Genomic DNA, 26,513 nt, shown 5'->3' on the forward strand with positions numbered 1-26,513 from the left:
CTCAGCTGACCCGGCGCGCAAGCGTCAGGCCGTCGGCGACGGTGAGCATGACCGCCTCCATCCGGGCGTCCGCCGCCACATGGTCGTTGAACGCCTGGATCGCGGCGCCCCCGGGCGACGGCGCCGCCTCCATGACCTGCGCGTGGTAGAAGACGTTGTCCGCGACGATCAGACCGCCCGGGTTCATCCGCGGGACCAGCTCCTCCCAGTACGGGATGTAGTTCTGCTTGTCCGCGTCCAGATAGGCGAGATCGACATGGGGCTCGGCGGGCATCGCGCGCAGCGTGTCCAGCGCGGGCGCGATCCGCAGGTCGATACGGTCCTCGACACCGGCCTTGGCCCACGCCTTCCGGCCGTACGACGTCCACTCCTCCGACACATCGCAGGCGATCAACCGGCCGTCGGCGGGCAGCGCACGGGCCATGGCCAGCGCGGAGAAGCCGGTGAAGGTGCCGACCTCCACGATGTGGCGGGCGCCGGTCAGCCGGACCAGGAAGGCCAGCAGCGGGGCCTGCTCCTCGGCGGACTGCATCCCGGCGTGGCCGGGGAGATCGCGGTGGGTGACCTCGACGAGCTCGCGCAGGACCGGGTCGAGCGGCGGATTGTGCCGCAGGACGTAGTCGTACAGCTCAGCCGTGATCGGTGTGCTCTTGCTCTCGGCCATCACGGCCTCCCTTTCGGCTCCCCGGCTCTTCGGCTCCCCGACCGGTTCCGTTCCCATCCGTCCGTACCAACCAGCTTCAGCTTCCCAGATAGCGCAGTACGGCGAGCACCCGGCGGCTGTACCCCGCGTTCCCCGGCAGTTCGAGCTTCTCGAAGATGGCGTTGATGTGCTTCTCCACCGCGCTGCGGGACACATACAGCCGCTCGGCGATCGCCGCGTTGGTGTGCCCCTGGGCCATCGCGTCGAGCACATCCCGCTCGCGCGGGGTGAGGCGGCCGAGCGGGTCGGTGCGGGTGGAGCGGGCGAGCAGTCTGCGGACCACCTCCGGGTCGAAGGCGGCGCGGCCCGTGGCGACCCGCTCCAGCGCGTCGAGGAACTCGTCGACCTGCACCACCCGGTCCTTGAGCACATAGCCGACTCCCCCGGACCGCGCCCCGGGAGCCCCGGGCCCGTCGGTCTCGGCCGCCCCCTCCCCCGTCAGCAGCTCCGTCGCGTACCGCTTCTCCACGTACTGCGACAGCACCAGCACGCCCACCCCCGGCCACCGCCGCCGGATCTCCAGCGCCGCGCGCAGCCCCTCGTCCGTATGCGTCGGCGGCATCCGTACGTCCACCACCACCGCGTCCACGTCCGGTGCCGCCTCGACCGCCGCCACCAGCGCGGCGCCGTCCCCCACCGCCGCCACCACCTGGTGCCCCTCCTCGGCGAGCAGCCGCACCAGGCCCTCGCGGAGCAGGGTCGAGTCATCGGCCAGGATCACCCGCACAGCACACCGCCCGGGGACGGTGCGGGCAGCTCCGCGGTGACGGTCGTGGGGCCGCCGGGCGGGCTCACCACGCTCAGCCGGCCGTCGAGGGCGGCGACCCGGCGGGCCAGGCCGAGCAGACCGCCGCCCGCCGGGTCGGCGCCGCCGGTGCCGTCGTCGGTGACGCGGACGGTCAGCGTGCCAGGGGCCACGGCCGTCAGCGCGACGTCGATACGGTCCGCGCCCGAGTGCTTGAGGGCGTTGGTCAGCGCCTCCGCCACCACGAAGTACGCGGCGGTGCGCACCGCCGTGACCGGTTCGGCCGTGAGCCCGTAGTCGAGCCGTACGGGGATGGCCGAGCGCTCGGCGACCGTCTCCAGGGCGATCCGCAGCCCGGCCTCGTCCAGTGCGGTCGGGTAGACCCGCCAGGCCACCTCGCGCAGTTCGTCCAGCGCCTGGCGGCTCTCCTCGTGGGCCTGCGCCAGAAGGGCGCGCGCCTTGGCCTGGTCCTGGCTGCGGCGGGCCCGGCCGAGCAGCATGCCGAGCGCCACCAGCCGCTGCTGTACGCCGTCGTGCAAATCGCGCTCGATGCGGCGCCGTTCGTCGTGGACCGCCTCGACGACCCCGGCGCGGCTCGCGGCCAGCTCCTCGATGCGGTGCCGCAGCGCGTCCTGGGTCTCGGGGCCGAGGATGTCGCGCGCCAGCCGCGCCTCGAGGCCGGCCACGCCGAGGGCCCCCTGGACGGCGAGGAACAGCAGGAAGAGACCGCCGATACCACTGGTCACGACGCTGACCAGATCGTGGAAGGCGTAGCCGAGCAGCCAGCCCCAGAGGAGGAAGGTGCCGTAGGCGATGCCCGCGAGCCCGGCCAGCAGCACCAGACCGCCCAGCAGCCCGACCGCGGTGCGCGCCGCGAGGTAGCGCAGCGCCTGGCGGCCGCCGTAGTCGGAGGTGACCTCGATGTCCAGGAACCGGGCCAGCCTGCGGCGCTCCAGCTCGATCAGCCGCGCCGCGCCCGCCGTGAACGGCCGCAGCACACACTGCCGCGCGCCGGGCCAGGGCACGGACAGCAGGGTCAGCCCCACCGCCGCCAGGAACGGCAGCGCGACGAGCGCCGTACCGGCCCCCGCCAGCAGCCCGGCGGCGCGCCGCGCCGCGCGCCGCGGCCATCTCCCCGTGGTGGCACTCATGGTGGAAACGCTAGCGGCCCGGGCCGGCCGGGACACTGAGGATTTCCGCAGGTTGCCGGTGTGGTGGACGGCCGGGGAACCGGACGGTCGGCCTCATGGCCGCCGGGTGCGGCCGGTTCCTAGCGTTCCGGCCATGACTGATCGGATCACCGACTGGGCCACCGGCCTGATGGACGCCCTCGGGGCGCCGGGCGCGGGCGCCGCCATCGCCCTGGAGAACCTCTTCCCGCCACTGCCCAGCGAGGTGATCCTGCCGCTCGCCGGGTTCGCGGCGGGGCAGGGGCGGATGAGCCTGGTGGCCGCGCTGCTGTGGACGACCGCCGGTTCGGTCGTGGGCGCGCTCGCGCTGTACGGGGTGGGCGCGCTGCTCGGCCGGGAGCGGACCGTCGCGATCGCCGAGCGGCTGCCGCTGGTCAGGCCCGCCGATATCGACCGGACCGAGCGCTGGTTCGGACGCCACGGCACCAAGGCGGTCTTCTTCGGCCGCATGGTGCCGATCTTCCGCAGCATGATCTCGGTTCCGGCCGGTATCGAGCGGATGCCCCTGCCGGTCTTCCTCGCCCTGACCACCCTCGGCAGCGCGATCTGGAACTCCGTGTTCGTCCTGGCCGGTTACGCGCTGGGCGACAACTGGCGCGACGTCACGGACTACGTCTCGGTCTACTCGAAGGCGGTGCTGGGCGCGGCCGGGCTCGCGGTGCTGGGATGGGTGGCGGTGCGGCTGGTCAGTCCCGGTCGCGGGAGACGGCGCGGATGATCCGGCTGCGGGCGCGCGCCCAGGTGACGGAGGAACGCTCGCCCAGGGCGCGGACGATGGCCTCGCCCGCCGCGACGCCCTGCTCCTCGACCACGGTCAGCTGGGGCGCCGACCAGCCGATGTCGGCCAGCTCGCCGTGGCCGGGACGCCAGGCGCGGTCGGCCGCGAGCAGCAGATCGGTGTCGAGCAGCGAATCGCCCGCGGCGAGCACCTCATCGGCTCCGGTGCGGCTCTTGATCTCGGCGACGGCCGCGCTCTTGGTGAGCGGCTTGGGCACGGCGTAGATCTTGCGGCCCTGGAGGGAGACCGTCCAGCCGCGCGGGTCGGCCCACTGGGTGAGCTCCTTGACGTACCCCTCGGGCAGCAGCTCCCGCCTCACCACGAGATAGGCGAACAGCTCCTCGGCCACCCGCTCCTTGAGCAGCCAGGCGGGGTCGGCGGTGGCGCTGAGATGGGCGCGCACCTCCTCCAGGGGGGCGCATCCGTCGTCGAGGGCGCCGCGCACCCGCTGGTTCCAGTCGGCGTCGGGCTCGCCGTCGACCAGCAGCTGGCCGCCGTTGGCGCAGATCGCGAAGCGGGGGGCGGGGCCGGGGAGGCGGATGCGGCGGTACTGCTCGACGGTGCGGGTGGTCGTGGGGACGAAGACGGAGGTGCGGACCAGCTCGGCGAGCAGCCCGGCGGCGGTCTCGGTCAGATACGACAGCGGCTTGCCCTCGTACGTCTCGACGCACAGCAGCCGCGGGGCCTCGGCGTCCGGCATCTCGAGGCCGAGCGCGGCCGCGGAGTAGATCAGGGTGCGGTCGAGGTCGCTTGCCACCAGAACGCTCATCGTGCCGCCACCGTTCTCTCGTGTCTGCCGACGGCGATGCCCGCCGTGTCCGAGGTGTTCGCCTTGTCGGCCGTCTCGTCGGCTGTCTTGTCGGACGCCGTGCCGACCGTCTTTCCGTCGGCCCCGGTAGCGCCCCGGGTGTAGCGCGGGTGGATCAGCCCGACGCAGGTGTACGGGAGGTCGTCGGCCTCCTCGACCGGCACTCCGCGCTGCTCGGCGAGCAGCCGCACATGGTCCAGGTCCGCGCCCGCGCCGCGCTGGGCGAGGATCTTCCACGGGACGCGGCGCAGCAGCACCCGGGTGGTCTCGCCGACGCCCGGCTTGACGAGGTTGACGTCGTGGATGCCGTACTCCTGGCTGATCCGCTCGACCGCGGCCCAGCCCTCCCAGGTGGGGGTGCGGTCGGTGGCCGCGAGCCGCCCGGCGTCGGCCAGGGCCGCCTCGGTGACCTCGGCGAAGCGGGCCGAGACGGTGTCCAGGAAGTGCTCCGAGACATCCGAGCCGGCGAGTTCGCGGTAGTACTTCGCGCCGTGGAAGTCGTTCGGGCCGACGAGGTCGGCGCGGAGCACGGTGCGCGATATCAGCCCGGATACGGTGGAGTTGAGGCACGCGGAGGGGACGAGGAAGTCGTCCCGGGTGCCGTAGGTGTCCACACAGCGGCCGGGGTCGGCGAGGACCGCGATCCGCGGATCGAAGTCCGGGTACGGGGCGACGGCGTCCGACAGCTCGCGGGTGATGGCGCCCTTACCGGTCCAGCCGTCGACGAAGACGACGTCGGACGGGTCATGGTGGTCCGCCAGCCAGCGCAGCGCGGCGGTGTCGATGCCGCGGCCGCGCACGATGGAGATCGCGTAGTGCGGGAGGTCCAGCCCGTGGGCGTGGCGCGCCCAGCGGCGCATCAGCACCCCGACGGGGGTACCGGCGCGGGCGAGCGAGACGAGGACGGGGCGCGGGGAGCGCTCGGCGAGCACGGTCTCGGTGACCGCGCCGACCGCGCGGGCGATCCGGGCGGCGGAGGTGTCGAGGGCGGCCCGGAACAGCTGCTGGTAGCGCTCGCTCGGCTGGTACTCCACGGGCAGCGACTCGGCGTAGTGCGCGCCCCCGCTCTGGATCGCCTCCTCCCGCTCCTCGGTGGGCGCCTCGAGGGTGACGTGGGAGAAGTCCTGGAGCAGCCAGCCGACCTCTTCGGGCGCGTAGGACGAGAAGTCCGGTCCGCGCAGGGGCTCGTTCGACGGTTGGTGCATGGGCGGTGCCTGTCGTTCGGTGACGGTGCGGGGGGTGGGTGGGGTCTGGGGACGGTAGGACGGCACCACGGCCAGCACCAGCCGGTCCGTGTGCGCGCCCAGGCCGGCGAGCAGCCCGCCGGGGGCGTGCAGCGCGGGCGTGTCGGCGGTCGAGTCGACGACGGCGACGATGGCGTCGAAGCGGCGGGCGGGGTCGGCACCGGGCGCCACGTTGTACGCGTAGCGGGGGCCGGGGCCGTCGGCGGGGTCGTCGTGCGCGGGGAAGGTCAGCCGGGTCCTGATCGCGTATCCGGGGTCGTCGACGGCGAGCACGGGCGAACGGGTGGTCGTCGAATACCGCACCTCGACGCCGTCGAGCACCTGGTCCAGCGCCTCCGCGATCCGCAGCGGCGCGTACATCAGCTCCTCGAACCCGAGGACGAGGACGCGACGGAGGGGGCGGGGCGGGGTGGGGGCGCCACCGGCGCCGCGGCCGCCCGCGTCGGCGTCCGGCCCGCCCGGGGCACCACCTGGGCCGCCCGGGGCACCACCTGGGCCACCCGCGGCGCCGCCTGGTCCGCCCGGGGCACCACCCGGCCCGCCCGGGGCACCACCTGGGCCACCCGCGGCGCCGCCTGGTCCGCCCGGGGCGGGTGCGGCCGGGCGCGAGGCTGTCGCCGCGCCGTCGGCAGCCGTGGCCGGTGCGTCCGGCGCGGCCGGGTGGTCCGGGTCCGGTGCGGGGTGTCCCGCAGGCGCCGCCGGGGCGGTATCGGCCGGCGCGGCAGCGGCGTCCGGGGTTTCCCGCAGCGCCGCCGCGAGGCGGGTGGCCAGGGTGGGGAGGGCCGCTTCGAGGCGGGTGCGGTGGGTCGGGGTGAAGCCGTGGCGGCCGCCGTCCGGGAGCCCTTCGGGCCAGCCGAGCTCCACGCGGACGGCGGCCCGGCCCGGGGCGGGGGCAGTGACGTCCTTACGGTCGTCACGGTCGTCGGTGGCGGCCTTACGGTCGTCAGTGGCGCCCTTACGGTCCTCGGTGGCGGGCTTATGGTCCTCGGTGGTGCCCGTACCGCCCTCGGCAGCGGCCTTACGGTACTCGGTAGTGCCCGTACCGCCCTCGGTGGTGCCACTACCGCCCTCGGCAGCGGCTTTACGGGCCTCGGTGGTGCCCCTACCGCCCTCGGTGGCGGGCTTACGGGCCTCGGCAACCGCCTCCTCGTGCGCGGCCACCAGCTCCGCGCCGCGTTCCAGGACGTCGCCGGGGAGGTGCACCGCTCCGGCCGCGGCGGCGACCAGGTCGACGCGGGCGCCGAGGTCGGCCGCGAAGGCGTCCAGGCGGGCGCGGTCCTCCGGCGAGCGCATGTCCACCAGGGCGACCACCACATAGTGGTCGCGGGGGAAGCGGCGGTGGAGGGCGGCGATGGTGTTGAGGACCGTACGGCCGGTGGAGAACTCGTCGTCCACGAGGACCAGCGGGCCCGTCGAGGCCAGGAACCCGGGGTCCTCGGGGAGCAGCAGATGGGAGGTGGCGTGGCTGTGCTCCTCCTCGAAGCCGCCCACCGTGGCGACGCCCGGGACCGGGCGGCGGGTGGAGTGGAGGTACGGGGCGAGGGCGAGCCCGTCGGCCACGCTGTGGCCGAGCCCGGTGGCGGTCTCCGCGTACCCGAGCACCACCGCCCGCGCCGCCGCCTCGTCGCCCAGCAGCTCCCGCACCCGGCGGCCGAGCCGCACGCCCGCGCCGTGGACGGTGGCGGGGCGCTGCGGGACATGCTTGCCGAGCACGTTGGAGACCAGCAGGTGCGCCCGCTTGGGGTTGCGCCGCAGGGCCAGCCCCAGCAGCTCACGCAGCTCCGCGCCGCCGTCACCATCCCCGCGCCCGCTCGCGCTCCCGGCCCCCGCCCCGCTCCCGCCTCCGGCCCCGGCCCCGCTTCCTCCTCCGGCCTCGGCAGCGGCCAGCCGTACTCCGAGCCGGTCCGCGACCCACTGTCCCGACCACACGTTGTCCACGCTCACGCCGCCCTGCGCCTCGTTTCCATCGTCCCTCGTCCCCGGGGCCGTGCCGGGCCCGGTTCGCTCTACGTCCGCCTACGTCCGTCTACGTCCGCAGGCTCGCCGCCAGCAGTTCCACGAAGCTCACATCCTCCCGGGCCACCCCGAAGACCTCCGCGCGCCGCAGGGTCCGCTCGGCCCAGGCCCGGTGCGGCTTCACCTCGTTCATTTTGTTGGTGTACGAGGAGCGCAGCACACCGCCCCCGCAGCGCTGCGGCTCGAGGATGTCCACCGCGTCGCTGAACTCCTCGTGGCTGACGACGGAGAGCGCGTGCACCGGGGCCACATGGGTGGGGTGGATGCAGGTCTTGCCCTGGAGACCGTTGGCCCGGTCCAGCTCGATCTCGCGCAGCAGCCCGTCCATGTGGTGCTCGATCAGCGCGGTGCGCAGCGATTCGGCGCGGCCGCTGCTGAAGGGGCTGATCCGCAGCTGCGGCTTGAACATCCGCTCATGCGGTTTGAAGTACTCCCACACCGGCCCGGTGATCGTGAAGCCCGTGCCATCGGCCCGGCCCAGCATGTTCACCACGTCCGCGATCACGGACGCGACCAGCTGGACGTCGTAGGCGGTCATATCGGGCGCCCTGCGCAGCCCGTACGCCGAGCACAGATCGGTGACCCCGAGCCGCAGCGCCAGCACCCGCTCCCGGTATTTGTCGACAATCCGGCTGATGCCGCTGAGGCTGTCGGTGCGCGTTTCGCGGTGCATCAGCTCGGGCGATTCGAGGACCGGCATCGCGAACAGCCGCCGTCCGCCCAACGCCTCGGTCACCTGGGCGGTTTCGGCCGACATCAGCGCCTCGAGAAAGGCTCCGCCACGCTCCTCGGTGAACTTCGGCAGTACGAATCCGGACAGCAGCCGCACGCCCGCTCCGAGCCGGGAGACAAGATCGACGATCTGCTCGGGGGTGCGGACCCGGATGAAGAGCAGCGGCAGCGAGGTGGCCGAATCGCACCCGGACAGTTCCGCGAACTGCCGTACGAGGTTCTCCTCCGCGCCCGCCACCTCGGCGTCGTCGATGGAGTCCTCCAGGCACAGCACCATGGAGACCACGCCACGACCTGCCTGTTTGACGATGTCCTCGGCAAGCCGGGGCCGGGTCGCCGGGCAGTACAGGGTGGCGCCGAGTGCGACGGCCAGCGTCCGGGTGGGCGAGTCCGCGCTGAATTCACCGGGCTCCCGGTGGAAGAGCTTGGCTCGCACCTCGACGGGCAGATGTTCGAAATGCCGCATACAACTCCCCGCACTGCCGGTACGCCGCCTCGGTCACGCTGACCCGCGGTTGGCCGATAATCGTACGTGCGGCCATGGGTCAAAAGTTCCCCAAGGGCGTGAAAATCACGTAACCCATGTGCGTCCGCGTGGTGTCCGGCATGCCCGCCCTGCCGCCCCGTACCACCCCCGCACTGCCGCCCGCCGCGTACCCTGCGTTGTCCCCGCACCCACCGGGAAGGCAGGATTGCCGCCATGACGCAGGCGATGCTGAAGGGATCGAACATCCCGCTGGAGGCCACGGCCATACGCGCGGTGCTGCGCTGGACCCCCGGCACGGACGTACCCGACGTGGACGCCTCGGCGCTTCTGCTGGGGCCGGACGACCGGGTGCGCTCGGACGAGGACTTCGTCTTCTACAACCAGCCGCGGCACCCCTCGGGTCTGGTCCGGCATCTGCCCAAGAAGCCGAACCAGGACGCGCTGACGGACACCGTCGAGGCCGAGCTGATCGGGCTGGAGCCGGAGATCCGCCGGCTGGTGATCGCCGCGTCCGCCGACGGCGGTACCTTCGGGCAGGTACGGGATCTGAGCCTGCTGCTGTACGACGCCTCGCCCGGTGCGCCGGACACGGCGGACGCCGAGCCGGTCGCGATCTTCGCGGTACTGCCGGACACCGGCAAGGAGACCGCGCTGATCTGCGGTGAGGTCTACCGGCGCGGCGACGGCTGGAAGTTCCGGGCCCTGGGGCAGGGCTATGAGTCGGGGCTGGTCGGGCTGGCCACGCAGTACGGGATCTCGGTGGAGGACGGCGAGGGCGGCCCGCAGGGCGACGCCGCGGCCGAGCCGGAGGCCATCGCCGCACCCGAGCCCGCCGCCGCTCCCGAAACCCCGGCCCCGGCCCCGGCCCCCGCCCCTGAGCCCGCGGCCGCGGCCGCCGCGACCTCCGCGCCCGCTTCGCCCCCCGGCACTCCGCCCCCGCCGCCCTCCGACGCGACGACCCAGGCCCACCCCCCGGCGTACGGCTATCCGCACCCGGTGTCACCCGACCCCTGGGACCCGCACCGCACCCAGCCCATGCACCCCGCCGCCGCGCAGGGCGACAGCGGCTACGCCTATGTGCCGTCGCAGGTGCCGCCCCCGCCCCCGCAGGCCCCGGGCACCGGGTACCCACAGCCGCCCGCCCAGGCCCCGGCGCAGCCCGGCTATGGCTATCCGCAGCCGCAGCCGCAGCCGCAGCCGGGGTACGGCTATCCGCAGCCGCCCGCGTACGGCTACCCGCAGCAGGTGCAGCCGACGGGGCCGGTGCCGCCGCCCCCGCCGCCGATCCCCGCCCAGGTGCCGGACCCCCACTTCGTCCTGCCGCCGCAGGGCCCGCAGTTCCAGAACAGATAAGTAAAGACGGGGGGCGGGGGCCGGAGAGTGAGCCGAGTCACACCTTGGACTTGTAGCCCCGGCCCCACTGGAGGCCCCAGCCGTACAGCCGGTCCAGCTCCGCCTGGAAGCCGTAGACGTACTTCACCTCGCGGCGGACCATCATCTCGCCCTTGACGTTCTCGATCAGCACGACGGCGCAGGAGCGCGCCTGCGGGGCGCGCTCGTCGAGCGCGATCTCCACCCGCGGCCCATTGCTCGGATAGAGCGTGACCAGGCCGTGGGTGCGGTCGAAGGCGGGGGTGCCGTCGTAGATGTAGACGAAGACGAGCAGTCGCTTGATGTCGTCCTTGTGGTCCATGTTGACGTAGACCGTCTCACCGGACCCGGAGCCGAACCGGTCGTCGCCGCTGAGCTTGATGTACGGCGCCTCGTTGAGATTGCCGAAGAACTCGCCCAGCGGCTGCACCACGCCCTTGGCGCCGCTCTTCAGCTCGTACATCACCGCGAGGTCGAGGTCGACATTGACCAACGCGGGTCCCTGGGCCTGCACGGGCTCGGGCTTGAACATCTGTAGCGGATGGCGCAGCGAGCCGCGCCGCGCCCTGCTGTTGAAGTCCGAGGTGCGCATCTGCCAGGAGAGGTTGATGCGCAGATTGCCGGTGGCGGCACCCTGCTTGGTCAGCGAGATCGACGAATGCCGCTTGGTCAGCTCGACCACACCGGACGCGTCACCGCTGTCGAACTGACGCCACGCGGACCTTCCCCAGTTGTTCCAGAACGCCATGGTGCGCACCCCCACCCTTCGTCGCTCGCTGTCCCGAAGCTGGCAGAAGACTGCCCCGGAAACAGCCCCACAAGCCGTCTGCCGCCCGTTCAACTGCCGCGGGGCGGCCGGGAGATCCGAAGACCTCGGCCGCCCCGCTCAGAGCGTTCCTCAAACGCCGCCGTGTCACACCCCGGCGGTCAGACTCCGGAGGTGACTTCCGTCTTGGCCTCCGAATCCTCCCCGGCGGCCGCCTCCTTACGGTTGCGCCGGACCGAGGACCAGTACGAGGCGGCGATCAGCACCACGCCCACCAGGCCGGTGATGACCTCGTTGATCTCGTACTTGATCGTGACCAGCAGGATCACGGCCAGCGCGCCGATCGCGTAGTGCGCGCCGTGCTCCAGGTAGACGTAGTCGTCCAGGGTGCCCCGGCGGACCAGGAAGACGGTCAGCGACCGGATGTACATGGCGCCGATGCCCAGACCCAGCGCCATCTCGAAGATGTCGTTGGTGATCGCGAAGGCGCCGATGACCCCGTCGAAGGAGAAGGACGCGTCGATGACCTCGAGGTAGAGGAAGAGGAAGAACGCGGCCTTGCCGGCCAGGCCGACCACGGAGGCGCCGCTGGAGCCACGGCCGCCGCTGCCGTTGAGCTGGGCGTTCGTGGCCGCCTTCGCGCCCTCGTCGCCCTCGTCCCCGGCCGCACCGGCCTCGTCGTCCTCGTCTTCGTCCTCCTCCTCTTCGAGCTTGTCCTCGAAGTAGCCGGAGATGCCGCCGACGATCAGATAGGTGAGCAGACCGGCGACGCCGGACAACAGGACGGTGGCGCTCTTGTCACCGCCGCCGTGGGCCACGTCGGTGGCCACGGTGGTGGCGGCGATCAGCAGGCCGACCAGGGCGACCACGATCGAGAACGTGTCCAGCTTGCCCAGCTTGGCGAGCGGCTTCTCCAGCCACCCCAGCCACCTGATGTCCCGGTCCTCGAAGATGAAGTCGAGGAAGATCATCAGCAGGAAGATCCCGCCGAAGGCCGCGATCGCCGGATGCGCCGCCGTGACCAGGTGCTCGTACTGGTTCTTGTCGTTGATCGCGAGATCGACGGCCTCGATGGGGCTCATCTTGGCCGTGACGGCGACGATGATCACCGGGAAGACCAGCCGCATGCCGAAGACGGCGATCAGGATGCCGATGGTCAGGAAGATCTTCTGCCAGAAGGCGTTCATCTTGCGCAGGATGCCCGCGTTGATGACCGCGTTGTCGAATGAGAGCGAGATCTCCAGGATCGAGAGGATCCCGACGATGGCGAGCCCCTGCCACCCCCAGAGGACGCCGGCCAGGGCCAGACCGATCGCCGTGATGGCGAACGACCAACCAAAGGTTTTGAGGAGCACTGCCTACCCAATCCTTCGTCGTAAGGTCTCCCCCGCGCGCTTTACGCGGTTTTACGAAACGTTGACTCCGAAGTCTAGAGCGATGCCGCGCAGACCCGACGCGTACCCCTGTCCCACGGCCCTGAACTTCCATTCGCCGCCGTAGCGATAGACCTCGCCGAAGATCATCGCGGTCTCGCCGGAGGCGTCCTCGGAGAGGTCGTAGCGGGCCAGCTCCTGGCCGTCCGCCTGGTTCACCACCCGGATGAAGGCATTGCTGACCTGCCCGAACGTCTGGCGCCTGGCCTCGGCCTCATGGATGGAGACCGGGAAGACGATCTTGTCGACCTGGGTCGGGACCTTGCCCAGATCGATCAGCAGGGACTCGTCGTCACCCTCGCCCTCGCCGGTGAGGTTGTCGCCGGTGTGCTCGACGGAGCCCTCGGGGCTCTTGAGGTTGTTGTAGAAGATGAAGTACTCATCGCCGAGCACCCGCCCCGACTGGCACAGCAGGGCACTGGCGTCGAGGTCGAACGGCGCCCCGGTGGTGGAGCGCGCGTCCCAGCCCAGGCCGATGAGCACCTGTGTGAGATTCGGAGCGGCTTTGGAGAGGGAGACATTGCCCCCCTTGGCGAGTGTGACGCCCATGATGCTGTTTCCTCCCCGCGGTGTTGCATGGGTGATACGCGTCCGGCGCCGCACCCCTGCCTCTGGGGCGCGGGGGGTGCGGCGCCGGAATGATTGCCCTGTCGACGGCCTTCGGCGGCCTTCGACGGCCCGTTCGGACGTCGCTCAGACGTTGACGCCGAAGTCCTGCGCGATGCCGCGCAGACCCGAGGCGTACCCCTGGCCGATGGCGCGGAACTTCCACTCCGCCCCGTTCCGGTACAGCTCGCCGAAGACCATGGCGGTCTCGGTGGAGGCGTCCTCGGAGAGGTCGTAACGGGCGAGCTCATTGCCGTCGGCCTGGTTCACCACGCGGATGAAGGCGTTGCGCACCTGGCCGAAGCTCTGCTGACGGGTCTCGGCGTCGTAGATCGACACCGGGAAGACGATCTTGGCGACATCGGCGGGGACGCCCGCCAGGTTCACCTTGATCTGCTCGTCGTCGCCCTCGCCCTCACCGGTGATGTTGTCACCGGTGTGCTCCACGGAGCCGTCGGGGCTCTTGAGGTTGTTGAAGAAGACGAAGTTCTGGTCGTTGCCGACCTTGCCCTCGGCGTTGGTCAGCAGGGCGCTGGCGTCGAGGTCGAAGTCCGTGCCCGTGGTGGTACGGGCGTCCCAGCCGAGACCCACGACGACCGCGGTCAGGTTCGGGGCTTCCTTGGTCAGCGAGACGTTGCCGCCCTTGCTGAGGCTGACTCCCACGAGTCCTCCCAAAAAAGGTTCGTCAGGAGCACTGCGTGCCCCTTCATCAAAGGTTTCCCATCAGGATCAACGCATCGATCCTAGTGAGCGGTTCCCCACCGCTACAGGGTTTCGCCGGGCCTTGGCTACAGGGTCTCCAGGGCCTTGGCGTAGTCGTTGAGGTCCCGGGCGTCGGGCAGGCCGTTGACGACCGTCCAGCGCACCACGCCCTCCTTGTCGATCACGAAGGTGCCGCGCACCGCGCAGCCCTTGTCCTCGTCGAAGACGCCGTAGGCGCGGCTGGTCTCGCCGTGCGGCCAGAAGTCCGACAGCAGGGGGTACTCAAGGCCCTCCCGCTCGGCGAAGACCCGCAGGCTGAAGGGCGAGTCATTGGAGACCGCCAGCAGCTGGACGTCGTCGTTGACGAACGTCGGCAGCTCGTCGCGGAGCGCGCACAGCTCGCCGGTGCACACGCCGGTGAAGGCGAACGGGTAGAAGAGCAGTACGACGTTCTTCTCGCCCCGGAAGTCGGAGAGCCTGACCGACTCGCCGTGCTGGTTCTTCAGCTGGAAGTCAGGGGCCTTCGCGCCGACCTCTATCGCCATGGAAGCCATCCCTTCGGTCACGTTCGGAAGATCATGTTCGCCATGATCAAGCTTTCAATTGATCAAGGTTTGAATTGATCATGTGCTGCGCGGCCCAGCCTACGCTCAGAGCCCCCCTCCGTAAGGGAACGGAGGGGGGCTCTGGGGTGTGGATTCGCCGGCCTCAGCGCTTGCCGCTGCGCGCGGCCTTGGGCGTGACCAGGCGGCTGCCCGTCCAGTCCTTGCCCGCGTTGAAGCTCTTGGTCTGGGACAGGCCGGCAGTGGTCGCCGCCTCATTGATGTCGCTCGGCTCGACATAGCCGTCACGGCCGGTCTTGGGCGTCAGCAGCCAGACCGGTGCGCCGTCGTCGATCATCTGGATGGCGTCCACCAGCGCGTCCGTCAGATCGCCGTCGTCCTCCCGGAACCACAGCACAACGGCGTCGGCCACATCGTCGTACTCCTCGTCGACGAGCTCCTGGCCGGTGATCTCCTCGATGGACTCGCGGAGCTCCTGGTCGACATCGTCGTCGTAGCCGATCTCCTGGACCACCTGTTCGGGCTGAAAACCCAGCCTCGCGGCAGGGTTGGTCCGCTCCTCCGCGTGGTCCGCGGTCGCGCTCACGGATTGCCTCCTGTCATCTTTCATTCACTCTTCGAGTCTGTGCGCCCCGCGCGCGTACGCGAGGGCTTGGGCGTAGTCCACACGGGCCGGGCGGATCGCGCAAGTACCCGGCCAGCGATCCCGCCCAAACGTTGACGTGTCGCCGCAACTCCCATCATGGAGGAACGGCACGCAACGGCGCGCGGCCGACCGGATTGCCCGAGGATGTCCGGCTTACGTGTGTGTCTAGCCACCCTACGCCGCTCCCGTGCCGAACGGTCGTACGCAGACGACCCCGGTCGTGGGCGTAAGGTTGCGATTCGGCCGTCGCGCGTGAGACGGCCGCCGAAGCGCCCGTCTCACCTGGTGATGGTTACCCCTGGGTAGAGGTGACGCATCCCGTACCCGAGGTACACGATGGAGAACGGCGCGACAGCAGCAGAGCACGAATCCATGTCCGTGCACAGCACGACCGAAAAGCGAAGGAATAGCGTGGCTTCCGGATCCGATCGCAACCCGATCATCATTGGCGGCCTTCCCAGCCAGGTCCCGGACTTCGATCCCGAAGAGACCCAGGAATGGCTCGACTCGCTCGACGCAGCCGTCGATGAGCGAGGCCGGGAACGTGCCCGCTACCTGATGCTTCGCCTGATCGAGCGCGCCCGCGCGAAGCGCGTCGCCGTGCCCGAGATGCGCAGCACGGACTACGTCAACACCATCGCCACCAAGGACGAGCCGTTCTTCCCCGGCAACGAGGAGATCGAGCGCAAGGTCCTCAACGCGACCCGCTGGAACGCGGCGGTGATGGTCTCCCGGGCGCAGCGCCCGGGCATCGGGGTCGGTGGCCACATCGCCACCTTCGCCTCGTCCGCCTCGCTGTACGACGTGGGCTTCAACCACTTCTTCCGCGGCAAGGACCACGACAGCGGCGACCAGATCTTCTTCCAGGGCCATGCCTCCCCCGGCATCTACGCCCGTGCCTTTCTGCTCGACCGGCTGAGCGAGGACCATCTGGACGGATTCCGTCAGGAGAAGTCCAAGCTCGGTCACGCGCTGTCCAGCTACCCGCACCCGCGGTCAATGCCGGACTTCTGGGAGTTCCCGACGGTCTCCATGGGCCTGGGCCCGCTCGGCGCGATCTTCCAGGCGCGGATGAACCGCTATATGGAGGCGCGCGGCGTGGCCGACACCTCCAACTCCCATGTCTGGGCGTTCCTGGGCGACGGCGAGATGGACGAGCCGGAGTCGCTCGGCCAGCTCTCCCTGGCCGCCCGTGAGGGCCTGGACAACCTGACCTTCGTGGTCAACTGCAACCTCCAGCGGCTCGACGGCCCGGTGCGCGGCAACGGCAAGATCATCCAGGAGCTGGAGTCGCAGTTCCGCGGCGCCGGCTGGAACGTGATCAAGCTGGTCTGGGACCGCACCTGGGACCCGCTGCTGGCGCAGGACCGCGACGGCATCCTGGTCAACCGGCTGAACACGACGCCGGACGGTCAGTTCCAGACGTACGCGACCGAGACCGGCGCCTATATCCGCGACCACTTCTTCGGTGACGACCAGCGGCTGCGCAAGATGGTCGAGGGCATGACCGACGACCAGATCCTGCACCTGGGCCGCGGCGGTCACGACCACAAGAAGATCTACGCGGCGTACTCGGCGGCCAAGGCCCACAAGGGCCAGCCGACGGTGATCCTCGCGCAGACCGTCAAGGGCTGGACGCTCGGCCCGAACTTCGAGGGCCGCAACGCGACCCACCAGATGAAGAAGCTGACGGTCGACGACCTCAAGCGCTTCCGCGACCGGCTGCACCTGCCGATCCCGGACAAGGAGCTGGAGTCCGGCCTCCCGCCGTACTACCACCCGGGCCGGGACTCGGAGGAGATCCAGTACATGCACGACCGCCGCAAGGCGCTGGGCGGCTACGCGCCGACCCGTGTCGTGCGCGCCAAGCCGCTTCAGCTGCCGGGCGACAAGACCTACGCCACGCTGAAGAAGGGCACCGGTCAGCAGCAGATCGCCACCACCATGGCGTTCGTGCGGCTGCTGAAGGACCTGATGCGGGACAAGGAGATCGGCAAGCGGTTCGTGCCGATCGCGCCCGACGAGTACCGCACCTTCGGCATGGACTCGCTCTTCCCCTCGGCGAAGATCTACTCGCCGCTGGGCCAGATGTATGAGTCGGTCGACCGTGAGCTGCTGCTCGCCTACAAGGAGTCGTCGACCGGGCAGATGCTGCACGACGGCATCTCCGAGGCGGGCTGTACGGCCTCGCTGATCGCGGCGGGCTCCGCGTACGCCACGCATGGCGAGCCGCTGATCCCGGTCTACGTCTTCTACTCGATGTTCGGGTTCCAGCGCACCGGTGACCAGTTCTGGCAGATGGCCGACCAGCTGGCGCGCGGCTTCGTACTGGGCGCGACCGCCGGTCGTACGACCCTGACCGGTGAGGGGCTCCAGCACGCAGACGGCCACTCCCAGCTGCTGGCCTCGACCAACCCGGCGGTCGTCGCGTACGACCCGGCGTTCGGCTTCGAGATCGCCCATATCGTCCAGGACGGTCTGCGCCGGATGTACGGCGAGAACAGTGAGGACGTCTTCTACTACCTCACCGTCTACAACGAGCCGATCCAGCACCCGGCCGAGCCCGAGAACGTGGACCGCGAGGGCATCCTCAAGGGCCTCTACCGCTTCCGGCAGGGCGAGAAGGGCTCCGTACCGGCGCAGATCCTCGCCTCCGGTGTCGCGGTGCCGTGGGCGCTCGAGGCCCAGCGCATCCTGGCCGAGGACTGGAACGTCAAGGCGGATGTCTGGTCGGCCACGTCCTGGAACGAGCTGCGCCGGGACGCCATCGAGGTGGAGGAGCACAACCTGCTCCACCCGGAGGAGGAGCAGCGCGTTCCGTATGTCACCCGGAAGCTCGCGGACGTGGAGGGCCCGAAGGTGGCCGTCTCCGACTGGATGCGTGCGGTTCCCGACCAGATCGCGCGCTGGGTGCCCGGCACGTACCAGTCGCTGGGCGCGGACGGCTTCGGCTTCGCCGACACCCGCGGCGCGGCGCGGCGCTTCTTCCACATCGACGCCGAGTCGATCGTGCTCGGCGTCCTGACGGAGCTGGCCCGCGACGGCAAGATCGACCGCTCTGCCCTCAAGCAGGCGATCGACCGCTACCAGCTCCTGGACGTGGCCGCGGCCGACCCGGGCCCGGCAGGCGGCGACGCGTAGCCGTCTTCGACGGCGGTAACCCGTGACGCGGGGCGGGCTGGAACTCTCCAGCCCGCCCCGCGTCGTCGTGCGCCCCGATCCCCTGGCGCCCGGGGCTGCGCCCCAGGCGCCAGGGGTTACTTGAAGGCGGGGCGCACGGCGCCCCGCCCTCCCCCACCAGGCCCAGGGGCTCCGCCCCGGCCCCCGGCCCCGGACTCCGAGGCCCGGACACGGCCCCGGCCCCGGGAGCCGGACCCAGACTCCCGGCCCCCAGGCCCCGCACCCCAGGCCCCGCACCCCGGACCCCAGGCCCCGCACCCGGGCCCCAGGCGCCAAGCCCCGGACCCCGGGCCCCCGGGAGTTCGGGCCCCCGGACCCCTGGCCCCGGATCCCGGCCGGGCGTCGGGCTCGGCCCTTCGGCCGGCCCCGATGACGGCGGAGCCGCGCCGGGGCATGGTGCCCCACGGACGGCGGCCGGGCCACCCACGACCGTCCGGCGGGACGCTTGAGGACAAGCCCGAAGGGGGCCGGGGTCCAGGGGCGGGGCCCCTGGTTCGGGAAGGGGCGGGTCGGGGAACAACCCTCCCCCAGACCCCCACCCAAGCAGCGGGATCCCGGACCCCAAGCCCCAGGCCCCCGGGAGTTCGGGCCCCCGGACCTCCAGGGCCCGGATCCCGGCCGGGCGTCGGGCTCGGCCCCTCGGCCGGCCCCGATGACGGCGGAGCCGCGCCGGGGCATGGTGCCCCACGGACGGCGGCCGGGCCACCCACGACCGTCCGGCGGGACGCTTGAGGACAAGCCCGAAGGGGGCCGGGGTCCAGGGGCGGGGCCCCTGGTTCGGGAAGGGGCGGGTCGGGGAACAACCCTCCCCCAGACCCCCACCCAAGCAGCGGGATCCCGGACCCCAAGCCCCAGGCCCCCGGGAGTTCGGGCCCCCGGACCTCCAGGGCCCGGATCCCGGCCGGGCGTCGGGCTCGGCCCCTCGGCCGGCCCCGATGACGGCGGAGCCGCGCCGGGGCATGGTGCCCCACGGACGGCGGCCGGGCCACCCACGACCGTCCGGCGGGACGCTTGAGGACAGGCCCGGAGGGGGTCCGGGGTCCAGGGGCGGGGCCCCTGGTTCGGGAAGGGGCGGGTCGGGGAGCAATCAGCCCCCGGGCCCCCACCCAAGCAGCGGGACCCAGTGCGGGCCCCGGCCCCCCGGGTCAGCGTTCCCAGATCTTGAAGGCCCGGACCTGGTACGGGGTTTCGGGGGCCCAGGTGCCGGTGGGGTAGGTGTGGAACTCCGCCGTCTCGGCGCATTCGCGGCTCTGATACGCCGTCACCGGGCGCCCCGTACGGTTCGCCAGGGCCGCGGCGGTGGTGCCGGACGGCAGGGGGACACAGCTTTCGATGTCGACGTCGGCCAGTTCATGGGTCTGGCGCGCCCCCGTGAAGCCACCGCTCCGCCACAGGCACAGCTGCCCGGCGGCGCAGTTCCCCAGCCGCGGTGGTGCGGCGGGCCCGGCCGCCGCCGCGGCCGGGGCGAGGGTGACGGCGAGGGTGGTGGTGAGGGCCAGGGCCGAGACGGCGGCCGTAATGATCTTGCGCATAACGCTTTCGCTCCCCGTGTGGAAAGAACAGAACGGGAGCCAGCCTGTCCGCCGGCTCCCGTTCCCCACCATGGGGTCGATCAAGGTCCACCCTGATAGGGGGTTGACCGCGAGGGGTCAGATGTGGACGGCGCCCCCGGACGCGTCCGCGTTCTCACCGCGCTTGGTGAAGGCCGCCACCAGGGCCGCGACCACCGAGACGACGGCGGCCACCGTGAAGGCGAGCCCCATCCCTGACACGAAGGTGTCATGCGCGACGGCCGTGATCTTGCCCGCGACCTCCGGCGGAGTGCCCTTGGGGACGGGGGCGATACCGACCTCGACCGCGTCCGACGCCTTGGACTCCGCACCCTCGGGCATCGGCGGCAGCCCGGCGCCGGCCCACTTGTCCGGCAGCGCGCTGTCCACCCGGCCCGCCATGACCGCGCCCAGGACGGCCGTACCGAGGCTGCCGCCGACCTGCATCGCGGCCTGCTGGAGACCGCCGGCGACACCGGCGTGCTGGATCGGGGCGTTGCCGACGATGACCTCCGTGGCGCCGACCATGACCGGGCCGAGGCCGAGGCCCAGCAGGGCGAACCACACGGCCATCTCGAGGCCGCCGCTGTCCACGTCCAGCCGGGACATCCCGAACATCGCCACGGCGGTGATCGTCATGGCGATCACCAGCGGCGCCCGCGGCCCGAACTTGGTGATCAGCGCACCGGCCAGCGGCGAGGCGACGATCATCATCGCGGTGAGCGGCAACAGCCGCAGCCCGCTGTCGACGGGGCTCATCCCGTGCACGTTCTGGAGATAGAAGGTGACGAAGAACAGCCCGCCCATGAAGCCGAAGGCCATCAGCACCATCAGCACGGTGCCCGCGCTCAGCGGCACCGAGCGGAACATGCTGAGCGGCAGCAGCGGCTCCGCCGTCCGGTTCTCCCAGAAGACGAAGACGGCGAAGCAGACCGCCGCCAGACCCAGGAAGAGCAGCGTGCGCTGGTCGGTCCAGTGCCAGTCGGCGGCGTTGATCAGCGCCCAGATGAGGCAGAACATCGCGCCGGACAGCAGCACGATGCCGGGGACGTCGAAGGACCGCGGGGCCTTCTCGGCGCGGTGGTCCACCAGGAGCAGCAGACCGAGGACCACGGCCAGCACGCCGACGGGCGCGTTGATGAAGAAGACCGACTGCCAGTTGACGTGCTCGACGAGCAGTCCGCCGACGATGGGCCCGGCGGCGGTGGAGGCGCCGATCACCGCGCCCCAGATGCCGATGGCCATGTTGAGCTTCTCGGCGGGGAAGGTGGCGCGCAGCAGCCCGAGCGCCGCGGGCATCAGCAGCGCGCCGCACAGGCCCTGTAGCACCCGGAACGCCACGACGAGCGACACCTCGCCGGAGAAGCCGATGGCGGCCGAGGAGATGGCGAAGCCGACGACGCCGATGAGGAAGGTCTGCCGGTGGCCGAAGCGGTCACCCAGCTTGCCCGCCGTGATCAGCGCGACGGCGAGGGCGAGCAGATAGCCATTGGTGATCCACTGCACATCGGCGAGCGAGGCGCCGAGGTCCTTCTGGATGGCCGGGTTGGCGATGGCGACGATCGTGCCGTCGAGGGCGACCATCGTCACGCCGAGGGCGACGGTGAGAAGCGTCAGCCATGGATGACCCCGAAGCCCCTTCGGGGCATCGGCTATGGGAGGTTCCGACGCCGAATCGGCGACGGTGGTCGAAGAGGTCATGACCGGAGGCTAATGTCAGCGTCTGACAATTGACAAACCGATTCATCCGCCGGTAGCTGACGTTTTTGTCACAGGTATTCTGAGCAGCCGCGACGCGGCCCCACACCGGCAGAAAGCGAGCCGATAGGTGACGACGGACGAGGCAGTGGCGGGCACGACGACGCCGCCACCGGCCGGGCTGCGCGAGCGCAAGAAGCAGCGGACGCGAAGCGCCCTGGTGCGCTCCGCGCTGGAGTTGTTCACCCGTCAGGGATACGAGCGGACGACGGTCGACGAGATCGCCGAGGCGGTCCAGGTCTCACAGCGCACCTTCTTCCGGTACTTCGCCAACAAGGAGGAGGTCGCCTTCGCGAGCCAGGAGGCGGCCGAGTGCCACTTCTTCGCCGCCCTGTGCGGACGCCCCGCGGACGAGGCGCCGCTGGCCGCGCTGCGCGGCGCGGTCCTCGACGCCTGGGGAAGCATCGGGGGCGACATCGAGCAGTTGGTGCCGCCCGAGCTCCATATGCGGATGTACCGGGTGATCGAGTCGACGCCGAGCCTGCTCGCGGTCCATCTGCGCCGCATCGCGGAGATGGAGGAGCGGCTGGCGCGCGAGATCGCCCGCCGCGAGGGGCTGGACATCGACGCCGACCCGCGGCCCCGGCTGGTGGTCGCCATGTTCGGCGGGGTGATCCGGGTGGCCGGGAAGCTGTGGACCGAGGGTGAGGAGGACAGCGTCGCCACCTTGCAAGACCTCACCGCGTTCCATCTTGATTACGTGGGTCCCGCCCTCGCCGAGAAATGGGATAAATAGCATCAATATCGGCATATCTCCCAAGCATTCCCGCCTTCAAACGTGATATGAATCACGGGATTTGGCACGCGACGCCGCGCTTCTCCTAGGGTGTCCCGCGGTGACTTCCTTCTCGGAGCTCGGCTCCCCCTCTCCCGGTTCCACCGCCTGGCGCGCCCTGCTCGCGCTGGCGGTGGTCTTCGTCCTCCTCGCCACGACCGGCTGGACGGCCATACGGAGCCACAGAGGAGCCCCGGACGCGCTCTCCGCGTCGATGGACGCCTGGCGCCACGGATCGCTCGGCGGCCGCGCGCTGCCCGACCCGTACGGCTCGCCGCGCACCCTCGGCCGCTGGTTCGGCTCGCTCACCAAGGCCCAGACGGACCGGGTGGTGCGGCGCTATCCGCTGGCCGTGGGGAATCTCAACGGCGCGCCGGTGGCCCTGCGCTACCGCGCCAACCGCGTCGCCCTGTTCAAGGCGCGCGCCGATGAGCGCAAGCGGATCCACGACCCCCGGCTCACCCCGATGGGCCGCTCGGACGCGACACGCCGGATGCACCGCTACGAGGACCTGCTGGGCGCCGGGCGGCAGATCCTCTCGTTCGACCCCTCGGGCGCCGGCCGGGCCGCCGAGGTCTTCGGCGACCTCGCCCACGCCAACCGGGTCTCGATCGTGGTGCCGGGCGTGGACACCGACATCCTGACCTTCCAGAAGACCGAGCGCCCGTACACCGCCACGGTCGGCATGGCCCGCGCGCTCTACGACAACGAGCGGGCCGACGCCCCCGACACCAAGACGGCCGTCATCGCCTGGGCCGACTACACCACCCCGGCCGGGATCGGCATGGACGCGGCCACCGGCAAGCTGGCCGCCCAGGGCGCGGTGCGGCTGCGCGCGCTGGTCAACGGGCTGCCCTCGCTCTCCCGGGTGTCGCTGATGTGCCACAGCTACGGCTCGGTGGTGTGCGGGGTCGCCGCCCGCGACCTGCCGCCCAAGGTCACCGACATCGCGGTGGCCGGCAGCCCCGGGATGCGCGCGAGCCACGTCTCCGATCTGGGCACCAGCGCTCGGGTGTGGGCGATGCGCGACTCCGGCGACTGGATCGAGGACATTCCGCATCTGGAGTTCGGCGGGCTGGGCCACGGCGCGGACCCGGTCTCCTCCGGCTTCGGCGCCCGGGTACTGGCCGCGGACGGGGCGGATGGACACGCCGGATACTTCGAACCGGGCACGACCAGCCTGGACAACTTCGCGCGGGTGGGAATCGGTGCTGTCCAGTCCGTGAGCTGCGGCGACGGCGACGACTGCACCGCGGGGCTACGCTGACGCCCGGCATAAACACCGGAAACTCTAGTGACGCGCGTAGCCTCAAAGGGGGACGGGCGGGCCACCGCCGCATACGATGAGCCGCATGGGTGATGTGCTGGCCGGTTTTCAGACCGTCTGGGAGTTCGACACCGACTCCATGCTCATCCGCTTCGAACGGGGGATCCGCACGCCGAAGCTGCTTCAGGCGCTCGGCGAACGCCGCATCCCCTTCGAGGCGCTGTCCGGGGTGGAGCTCGCCGTGGGCAAACGCGGAACGGTGGTGCTGCGCGCCGTGCCAAGACCGGGCGCCGACCCGCTGATGGACGCCGCCGACGGCCAGCTCAGGGAGGCGTACGACCCGTACCGCCTGGTGCTGCCCGCCGAGCGGGAGACCCTCGCCGACTACTACGCCGAGCGGATACGCGAGTCCCTCGGCCCCGAGGCGGACACCGCGGCCGAGGCGCATCTGGTGACCGTGCCCCCGCCGCCGCTGTCCTTCAAGGCGTACGACGGCAAGGCGTCCTTCGACGGCAAGGCCATCTCCTTCCGCTGGTTCTGGACCGGCGCCTCCTCGGAGAAGTGGAAGGTCGGAGACCAGCGCTTCCGGATCGACGAACTCACCGGTGTGGAGTGGCGCTCGCCGGAGAGCCGCGGCTCGGCGGGCACCGCCCCCAAGGAGGGCGCCGCCAGGGCCGGTGCGGCCAAAGGGGGTTCCGCCAAGGACGGCACGGCCAGGAACGGCACCGGCAAGGTCTCCCCCAAGGGCGGTGGCCACGGCCATCTGCGGCTGCTGCGGCGCTCCGCCGAGGGCCGGCCCGCCGACCGCCCCGACCGGGACCCGGCGGCCGTCGTCTTCGGGATGGGCTACGGCCTCGTCCACCAGTCGCTGCCGTTCGCCGCGGCCGTCCTGGAGGCCATACGGGCCTCCTCCCCCGTGCCGTGCGCCGAGGGCGCCCCGGCCCCGAACCGGGCCGCCGCCCCGCGCCGCGACCCCGCCGACATCGCCGAGCGCATCCGTCACCTGGGCGAGCTGCACACGGCCGGGCTGCTGACCGACGACGAGTTCAGCGCGAAGAAGGCCGAGCTGCTGGCGGAGCTGTAAGTGTCCGGTCCCTCCTCCGCACCGGCCGACGAGGCCGCCGGCGCCGCATCGACCACCGCGTCCTCCACCGCGCACGAGAGCCTGCCCAAGGCCGCCCGGCGGCAGGCGGGCGGCCTCGCCCGGGCCCTGGTGACCCCCAGCTATCCGGCGACACCGCTGTTCGCCCAGTCGCCCAGGAACTGGCTGCGCAGGGTGCCGTACGGCGTGGCGATGGTCCTCACCACGATCCTGGTCCCCACCACCGCCCAGATGCTCTCCCATGACTACGGGCTGGGCGGCGGCGTCGCCACACTGCTCGGCATCGTCCAGGGCAGCCCGCTGCTGCTGTCCGTCACCCGCCCCCTCCAGGCGTGGTGGATCGTCTTCCTCTCCGACCTGGTCTGTGCCCTGGTGGTGCTCGGCACCGCGGACCACCTGGAGAACCGGGTGTGGCCCTGGCTGCCGGGCGCCATCATCGGCTATCTCTTCCTGCTGCTCGCCCTCGCGCTGCGCGAACCGCGCCGCACCCTGGTGGCGGTGTGGCTGGTCACCGGCACCGCGGGACTGGCGCTCGGCATGGCCTTCCCGGACAAGAGCAACGGCAGCAATGTGGTGCTGTTCGTGCTCAGTGGCGTGGTGCTGCTCGTCGCCGGGGCGCTGCGCGAGCGCGGGGACGCCCAGCGGCGGCTGGCCGAGCAGGAGACGATCAGCGAGGCCGAACGGGCCCATCGCACCCTGCTGGAGGAGCGCACCCGGATCGCCCGTGAGCTGCACGATGTGGTCGCCCACCACATGTCGGTGATCACCGTGCAGGCGGACAGCGCCCCGTACCGGATCGGCGGTCTGCCCACCGAGGCGGAGCGGGAGTTCTCCACCATCGCCGCCACCGCCCGGGAGTCGCTCGCCGAAATGCGGCGGCTGCTGGGCGTGTTGCGCAGCGAGGAGACCCGCGGGGAGCGGGCGCCGCAGCCGGGGCTGCGGCAGGTCCCACAGCTGGTCGAGGCGACGGTACGGGCCGGGATACCGACCACCCTGACCATCGCGGACGACGTGGCCGAGCTCGAACCGCTGCCACAGGCCGTGGGGCTGTCCGCGTACCGCATCGTGCAGGAGGCGCTGGCCAACGTGGTGCGCCACGCACCGGGCGCGGCCACCCGCGTGGCCATCTCCGCCGAGGACGGCTCGGCGCTGACCCTGCTGGTGGTCAACGGCCCGGCCCACAGCGCGCCCACCAAACCCCTGGAGACCAGCGGCACCGGCCATGGCCTCGTCGGCATGGTCGAGCGGGTACGGCTGGTCGGCGGCATGCTCGACACCGGCCCGCTGGCCGACGGCGGCTTCCGTGTCGCGGCCCGCCTCCCCCTGGTAGACCTCGAAGAGACGGACGCGCCATGACCATCAAGGTGATCATCGTCGACGACCAGGCGATGGTGCGGGCGGGGTTCGCCGCCCTGCTCGCCGCGCAGAGCGATATCGACGTCGTCGGCGAGGCGCCGGACGGGCGGGAGGGTGTGGAGGTCAGCCGCCGCAGCCACCCCGACGTGGTGCTGATGGACGTCCGGATGCCCGAGATGGACGGGCTCGAGGCGGCCCGTCGGCTGCTGGACCCGCCGCGCGGGGTCACCCACCGGCCCAAGGTCCTGATGCTCACCACCTTCGACGTGGACGACTACGTCTACGAGGCGCTGCGCGCCGGGGCCAGCGGCTTTCTGCTGAAGGACGCCCCGCCGGCCGATCTGATCTCCGCGGTCCGGGTGGTGGCGGCGGGCGAGGCGCTGCTCGCCCCGTCCGTCACCCGCCGGCTGATCGCCGACTTCGCCCGCCAGCGCCCCGCCCCGCGCCGCGACGGCCCGGCCCTGCGGCGCAGCGGGCTGACGCCGCGGGAGACCGAGGTGCTGGAGCTGATCGCCCGCGGCCTGTCCAACCAGGAGATCGCCGAGTCGCTGGTGCTCGCGGAGCAGACGGTGAAGACGCACATCGGCCGGGTGCTGGCCAAACTGGGTCTTCGCGACCGCGCCCAGGCGGTGATCTTCGCCTATGAATCGGGCCTGGTGACGCCCGGCCAATGACCCCGGCCGCGCGGCCACCCCCTACTGGGGTATGACACCCCACTTGGCACCGGGGGGTGAC

Annotated in this window: 21 protein-coding genes and 1 pseudogene; 8 read left to right on the forward strand and 14 right to left on the reverse strand. The window is 71.5% G+C overall.

What is annotated here, in order from left to right; translation table 11 throughout:
- Position 1: 1 nt before the first annotated feature.
- The 3 genes from ACJX2R_RS18550 to ACJX2R_RS18560 all read right to left on the reverse strand — a co-directional run bounded on the left by ACJX2R_RS18550 (position 2) and on the right by ACJX2R_RS18560 (position 2,599).
- Positions 2-664, reverse strand: coding sequence for an O-methyltransferase (locus ACJX2R_RS18550; RefSeq protein ID WP_262703857.1), 663 nt, complete (start codon positions 662-664; stop codon positions 2-4).
- A 76-nt stretch (positions 665-740) separates the two neighbouring features.
- Positions 741-1,430: a response regulator gene (locus ACJX2R_RS18555; protein ID WP_413101042.1), complete on the reverse strand. Its 690-nt coding sequence runs from the start codon at positions 1,428-1,430 to the stop codon at positions 741-743.
- A complete protein-coding gene (locus tag ACJX2R_RS18560) occupies positions 1,421-2,599 on the reverse strand; it encodes a sensor histidine kinase (protein ID WP_413101043.1) in 1,179 nt (392 codons plus the stop codon). Before ACJX2R_RS18560 ends, ACJX2R_RS18555 begins: the two co-directional genes overlap by 10 nt.
- A gap of 133 nt (positions 2,600-2,732) precedes the next feature.
- Between ACJX2R_RS18560 and ACJX2R_RS18565 the strand changes: the two genes are divergently transcribed.
- Positions 2,733-3,356 (forward strand): DedA family protein, encoded by a 624-nt coding sequence (locus ACJX2R_RS18565; protein ID WP_044575994.1) that lies wholly within the window; start codon positions 2,733-2,735, stop codon positions 3,354-3,356.
- Here ACJX2R_RS18565 and ACJX2R_RS18570 read toward each other — a convergent pair.
- From ACJX2R_RS18570 to ACJX2R_RS18580, 3 genes and pseudogenes are all read right to left on the reverse strand, one after another.
- On the reverse strand, positions 3,325-4,185 hold the full coding sequence (locus tag ACJX2R_RS18570) for an HAD family hydrolase (protein WP_413101044.1): 861 nt from the start codon (positions 4,183-4,185) through the stop codon (positions 3,325-3,327). The two genes, ACJX2R_RS18565 and ACJX2R_RS18570, sit on opposite strands and share 32 nt — an antisense overlap.
- A gap of 98 nt (positions 4,186-4,283) precedes the next feature.
- Positions 4,284-7,406: pseudogene (locus ACJX2R_RS18575) on the reverse strand (phosphoribosyltransferase); the annotation flags it as partial.
- 88 nt (positions 7,407-7,494) lie between these two features.
- Positions 7,495-8,682 carry an HpcH/HpaI aldolase/citrate lyase family protein gene (locus tag ACJX2R_RS18580; protein WP_413101045.1) on the reverse strand — a complete coding sequence of 396 codons (1,188 nt, stop codon included), beginning with the start codon at positions 8,680-8,682 and terminating at the stop codon, positions 7,495-7,497.
- 234 nt (positions 8,683-8,916) lie between these two features.
- On the opposite strand from ACJX2R_RS18580, the gene ACJX2R_RS18585 reads away from it, so the two are divergent.
- The gene (locus ACJX2R_RS18585; protein ID WP_413101046.1) at positions 8,917-10,056 is read left to right on the forward strand and encodes a TerD family protein; all 1,140 of its coding nucleotides are present in this window, start codon (positions 8,917-8,919) and stop codon (positions 10,054-10,056) included.
- Between the two features lie 37 nt (positions 10,057-10,093).
- Here ACJX2R_RS18585 and ACJX2R_RS18590 read toward each other — a convergent pair whose 3' ends face one another.
- The 6 genes from ACJX2R_RS18590 to ACJX2R_RS18615 all read right to left on the reverse strand — a co-directional run bounded on the left by ACJX2R_RS18590 (position 10,094) and on the right by ACJX2R_RS18615 (position 14,730).
- On the reverse strand, positions 10,094-10,822 hold the full coding sequence (locus ACJX2R_RS18590) for a TerD family protein (protein WP_262706307.1): 729 nt from the start codon (positions 10,820-10,822) through the stop codon (positions 10,094-10,096).
- Between the two features lie 179 nt (positions 10,823-11,001).
- Positions 11,002-12,195, reverse strand: a complete 1,194-nt coding sequence (locus ACJX2R_RS18595) for a DUF475 domain-containing protein (protein WP_413101047.1) — start codon at positions 12,193-12,195, stop codon at positions 11,002-11,004.
- A gap of 51 nt (positions 12,196-12,246) precedes the next feature.
- Positions 12,247-12,822, reverse strand: a complete 576-nt coding sequence (locus ACJX2R_RS18600; protein WP_413101048.1) for a TerD family protein — start codon at positions 12,820-12,822, stop codon at positions 12,247-12,249.
- Positions 12,823-12,966: 144 nt separating this feature from the next.
- Entirely contained in the window at positions 12,967-13,542 is a 576-nt protein-coding gene (locus tag ACJX2R_RS18605; protein WP_009718272.1) for a TerD family protein, read from the reverse strand.
- 125 nt (positions 13,543-13,667) lie between these two features.
- Positions 13,668-14,126 (reverse strand): peroxiredoxin, encoded by a 459-nt coding sequence (locus ACJX2R_RS18610; protein WP_262706310.1) that lies wholly within the window; start codon positions 14,124-14,126, stop codon positions 13,668-13,670.
- A 163-nt stretch (positions 14,127-14,289) separates the two neighbouring features.
- Complete coding sequence (locus ACJX2R_RS18615; protein ID WP_014060347.1) at positions 14,290-14,730, reverse strand: DUF3052 domain-containing protein; 441 nt, start codon at positions 14,728-14,730, stop codon at positions 14,290-14,292.
- Positions 14,731-15,201: 471 nt separating this feature from the next.
- On the opposite strand from ACJX2R_RS18615, the gene aceE reads away from it, so the two are divergent.
- A complete protein-coding gene (aceE, locus tag ACJX2R_RS18620; protein ID WP_413101049.1) occupies positions 15,202-17,931 on the forward strand; it encodes a pyruvate dehydrogenase (acetyl-transferring), homodimeric type in 2,730 nt (909 codons plus the stop codon).
- A gap of 1,184 nt (positions 17,932-19,115) precedes the next feature.
- Here the strand turns inward: aceE and ACJX2R_RS18625 are convergent.
- Positions 19,116-19,502, reverse strand: a complete 387-nt coding sequence (locus ACJX2R_RS18625; RefSeq protein WP_413101050.1) for a peptidase inhibitor family I36 protein — start codon at positions 19,500-19,502, stop codon at positions 19,116-19,118.
- A gap of 117 nt (positions 19,503-19,619) precedes the next feature.
- Entirely contained in the window at positions 19,620-21,221 is a 1,602-nt protein-coding gene (locus ACJX2R_RS18630) for an MFS transporter (protein ID WP_413101051.1), read from the reverse strand.
- A gap of 127 nt (positions 21,222-21,348) precedes the next feature.
- Between ACJX2R_RS18630 and ACJX2R_RS18635 the strand changes: the two genes are divergently transcribed.
- The 5 genes from ACJX2R_RS18635 to ACJX2R_RS18655 all read left to right on the forward strand — a co-directional run bounded on the left by ACJX2R_RS18635 (position 21,349) and on the right by ACJX2R_RS18655 (position 26,452).
- Entirely contained in the window at positions 21,349-22,014 is a 666-nt protein-coding gene (locus tag ACJX2R_RS18635; RefSeq protein ID WP_413101052.1) for a TetR family transcriptional regulator, read from the forward strand.
- Positions 22,015-22,114: 100 nt separating this feature from the next.
- The gene (locus ACJX2R_RS18640) at positions 22,115-23,320 is read left to right on the forward strand and encodes an alpha/beta hydrolase family protein (RefSeq protein WP_262704068.1); all 1,206 of its coding nucleotides are present in this window, start codon (positions 22,115-22,117) and stop codon (positions 23,318-23,320) included.
- Between the two features lie 85 nt (positions 23,321-23,405).
- On the forward strand, positions 23,406-24,404 hold the full coding sequence (locus ACJX2R_RS18645; RefSeq protein ID WP_413101053.1) for a DUF4429 domain-containing protein: 999 nt from the start codon (positions 23,406-23,408) through the stop codon (positions 24,402-24,404).
- Positions 24,405-25,778 carry a sensor histidine kinase gene (locus ACJX2R_RS18650; RefSeq protein ID WP_413101054.1) on the forward strand — a complete coding sequence of 458 codons (1,374 nt, stop codon included), beginning with the start codon at positions 24,405-24,407 and terminating at the stop codon, positions 25,776-25,778.
- Positions 25,775-26,452, forward strand: coding sequence for a response regulator (locus ACJX2R_RS18655; RefSeq protein WP_201855546.1), 678 nt, complete (start codon positions 25,775-25,777; stop codon positions 26,450-26,452). Before ACJX2R_RS18650 ends, ACJX2R_RS18655 begins: the two co-directional genes overlap by 4 nt.
- The last annotated feature ends 61 nt before the right edge of the window (positions 26,453-26,513 follow it).

Source organism: Streptomyces sp. Inha503, assembly GCF_047215865.1.
GTDB lineage: Bacteria > Actinomycetota > Actinomycetes > Streptomycetales > Streptomycetaceae > Streptomyces > Streptomyces lycopersici.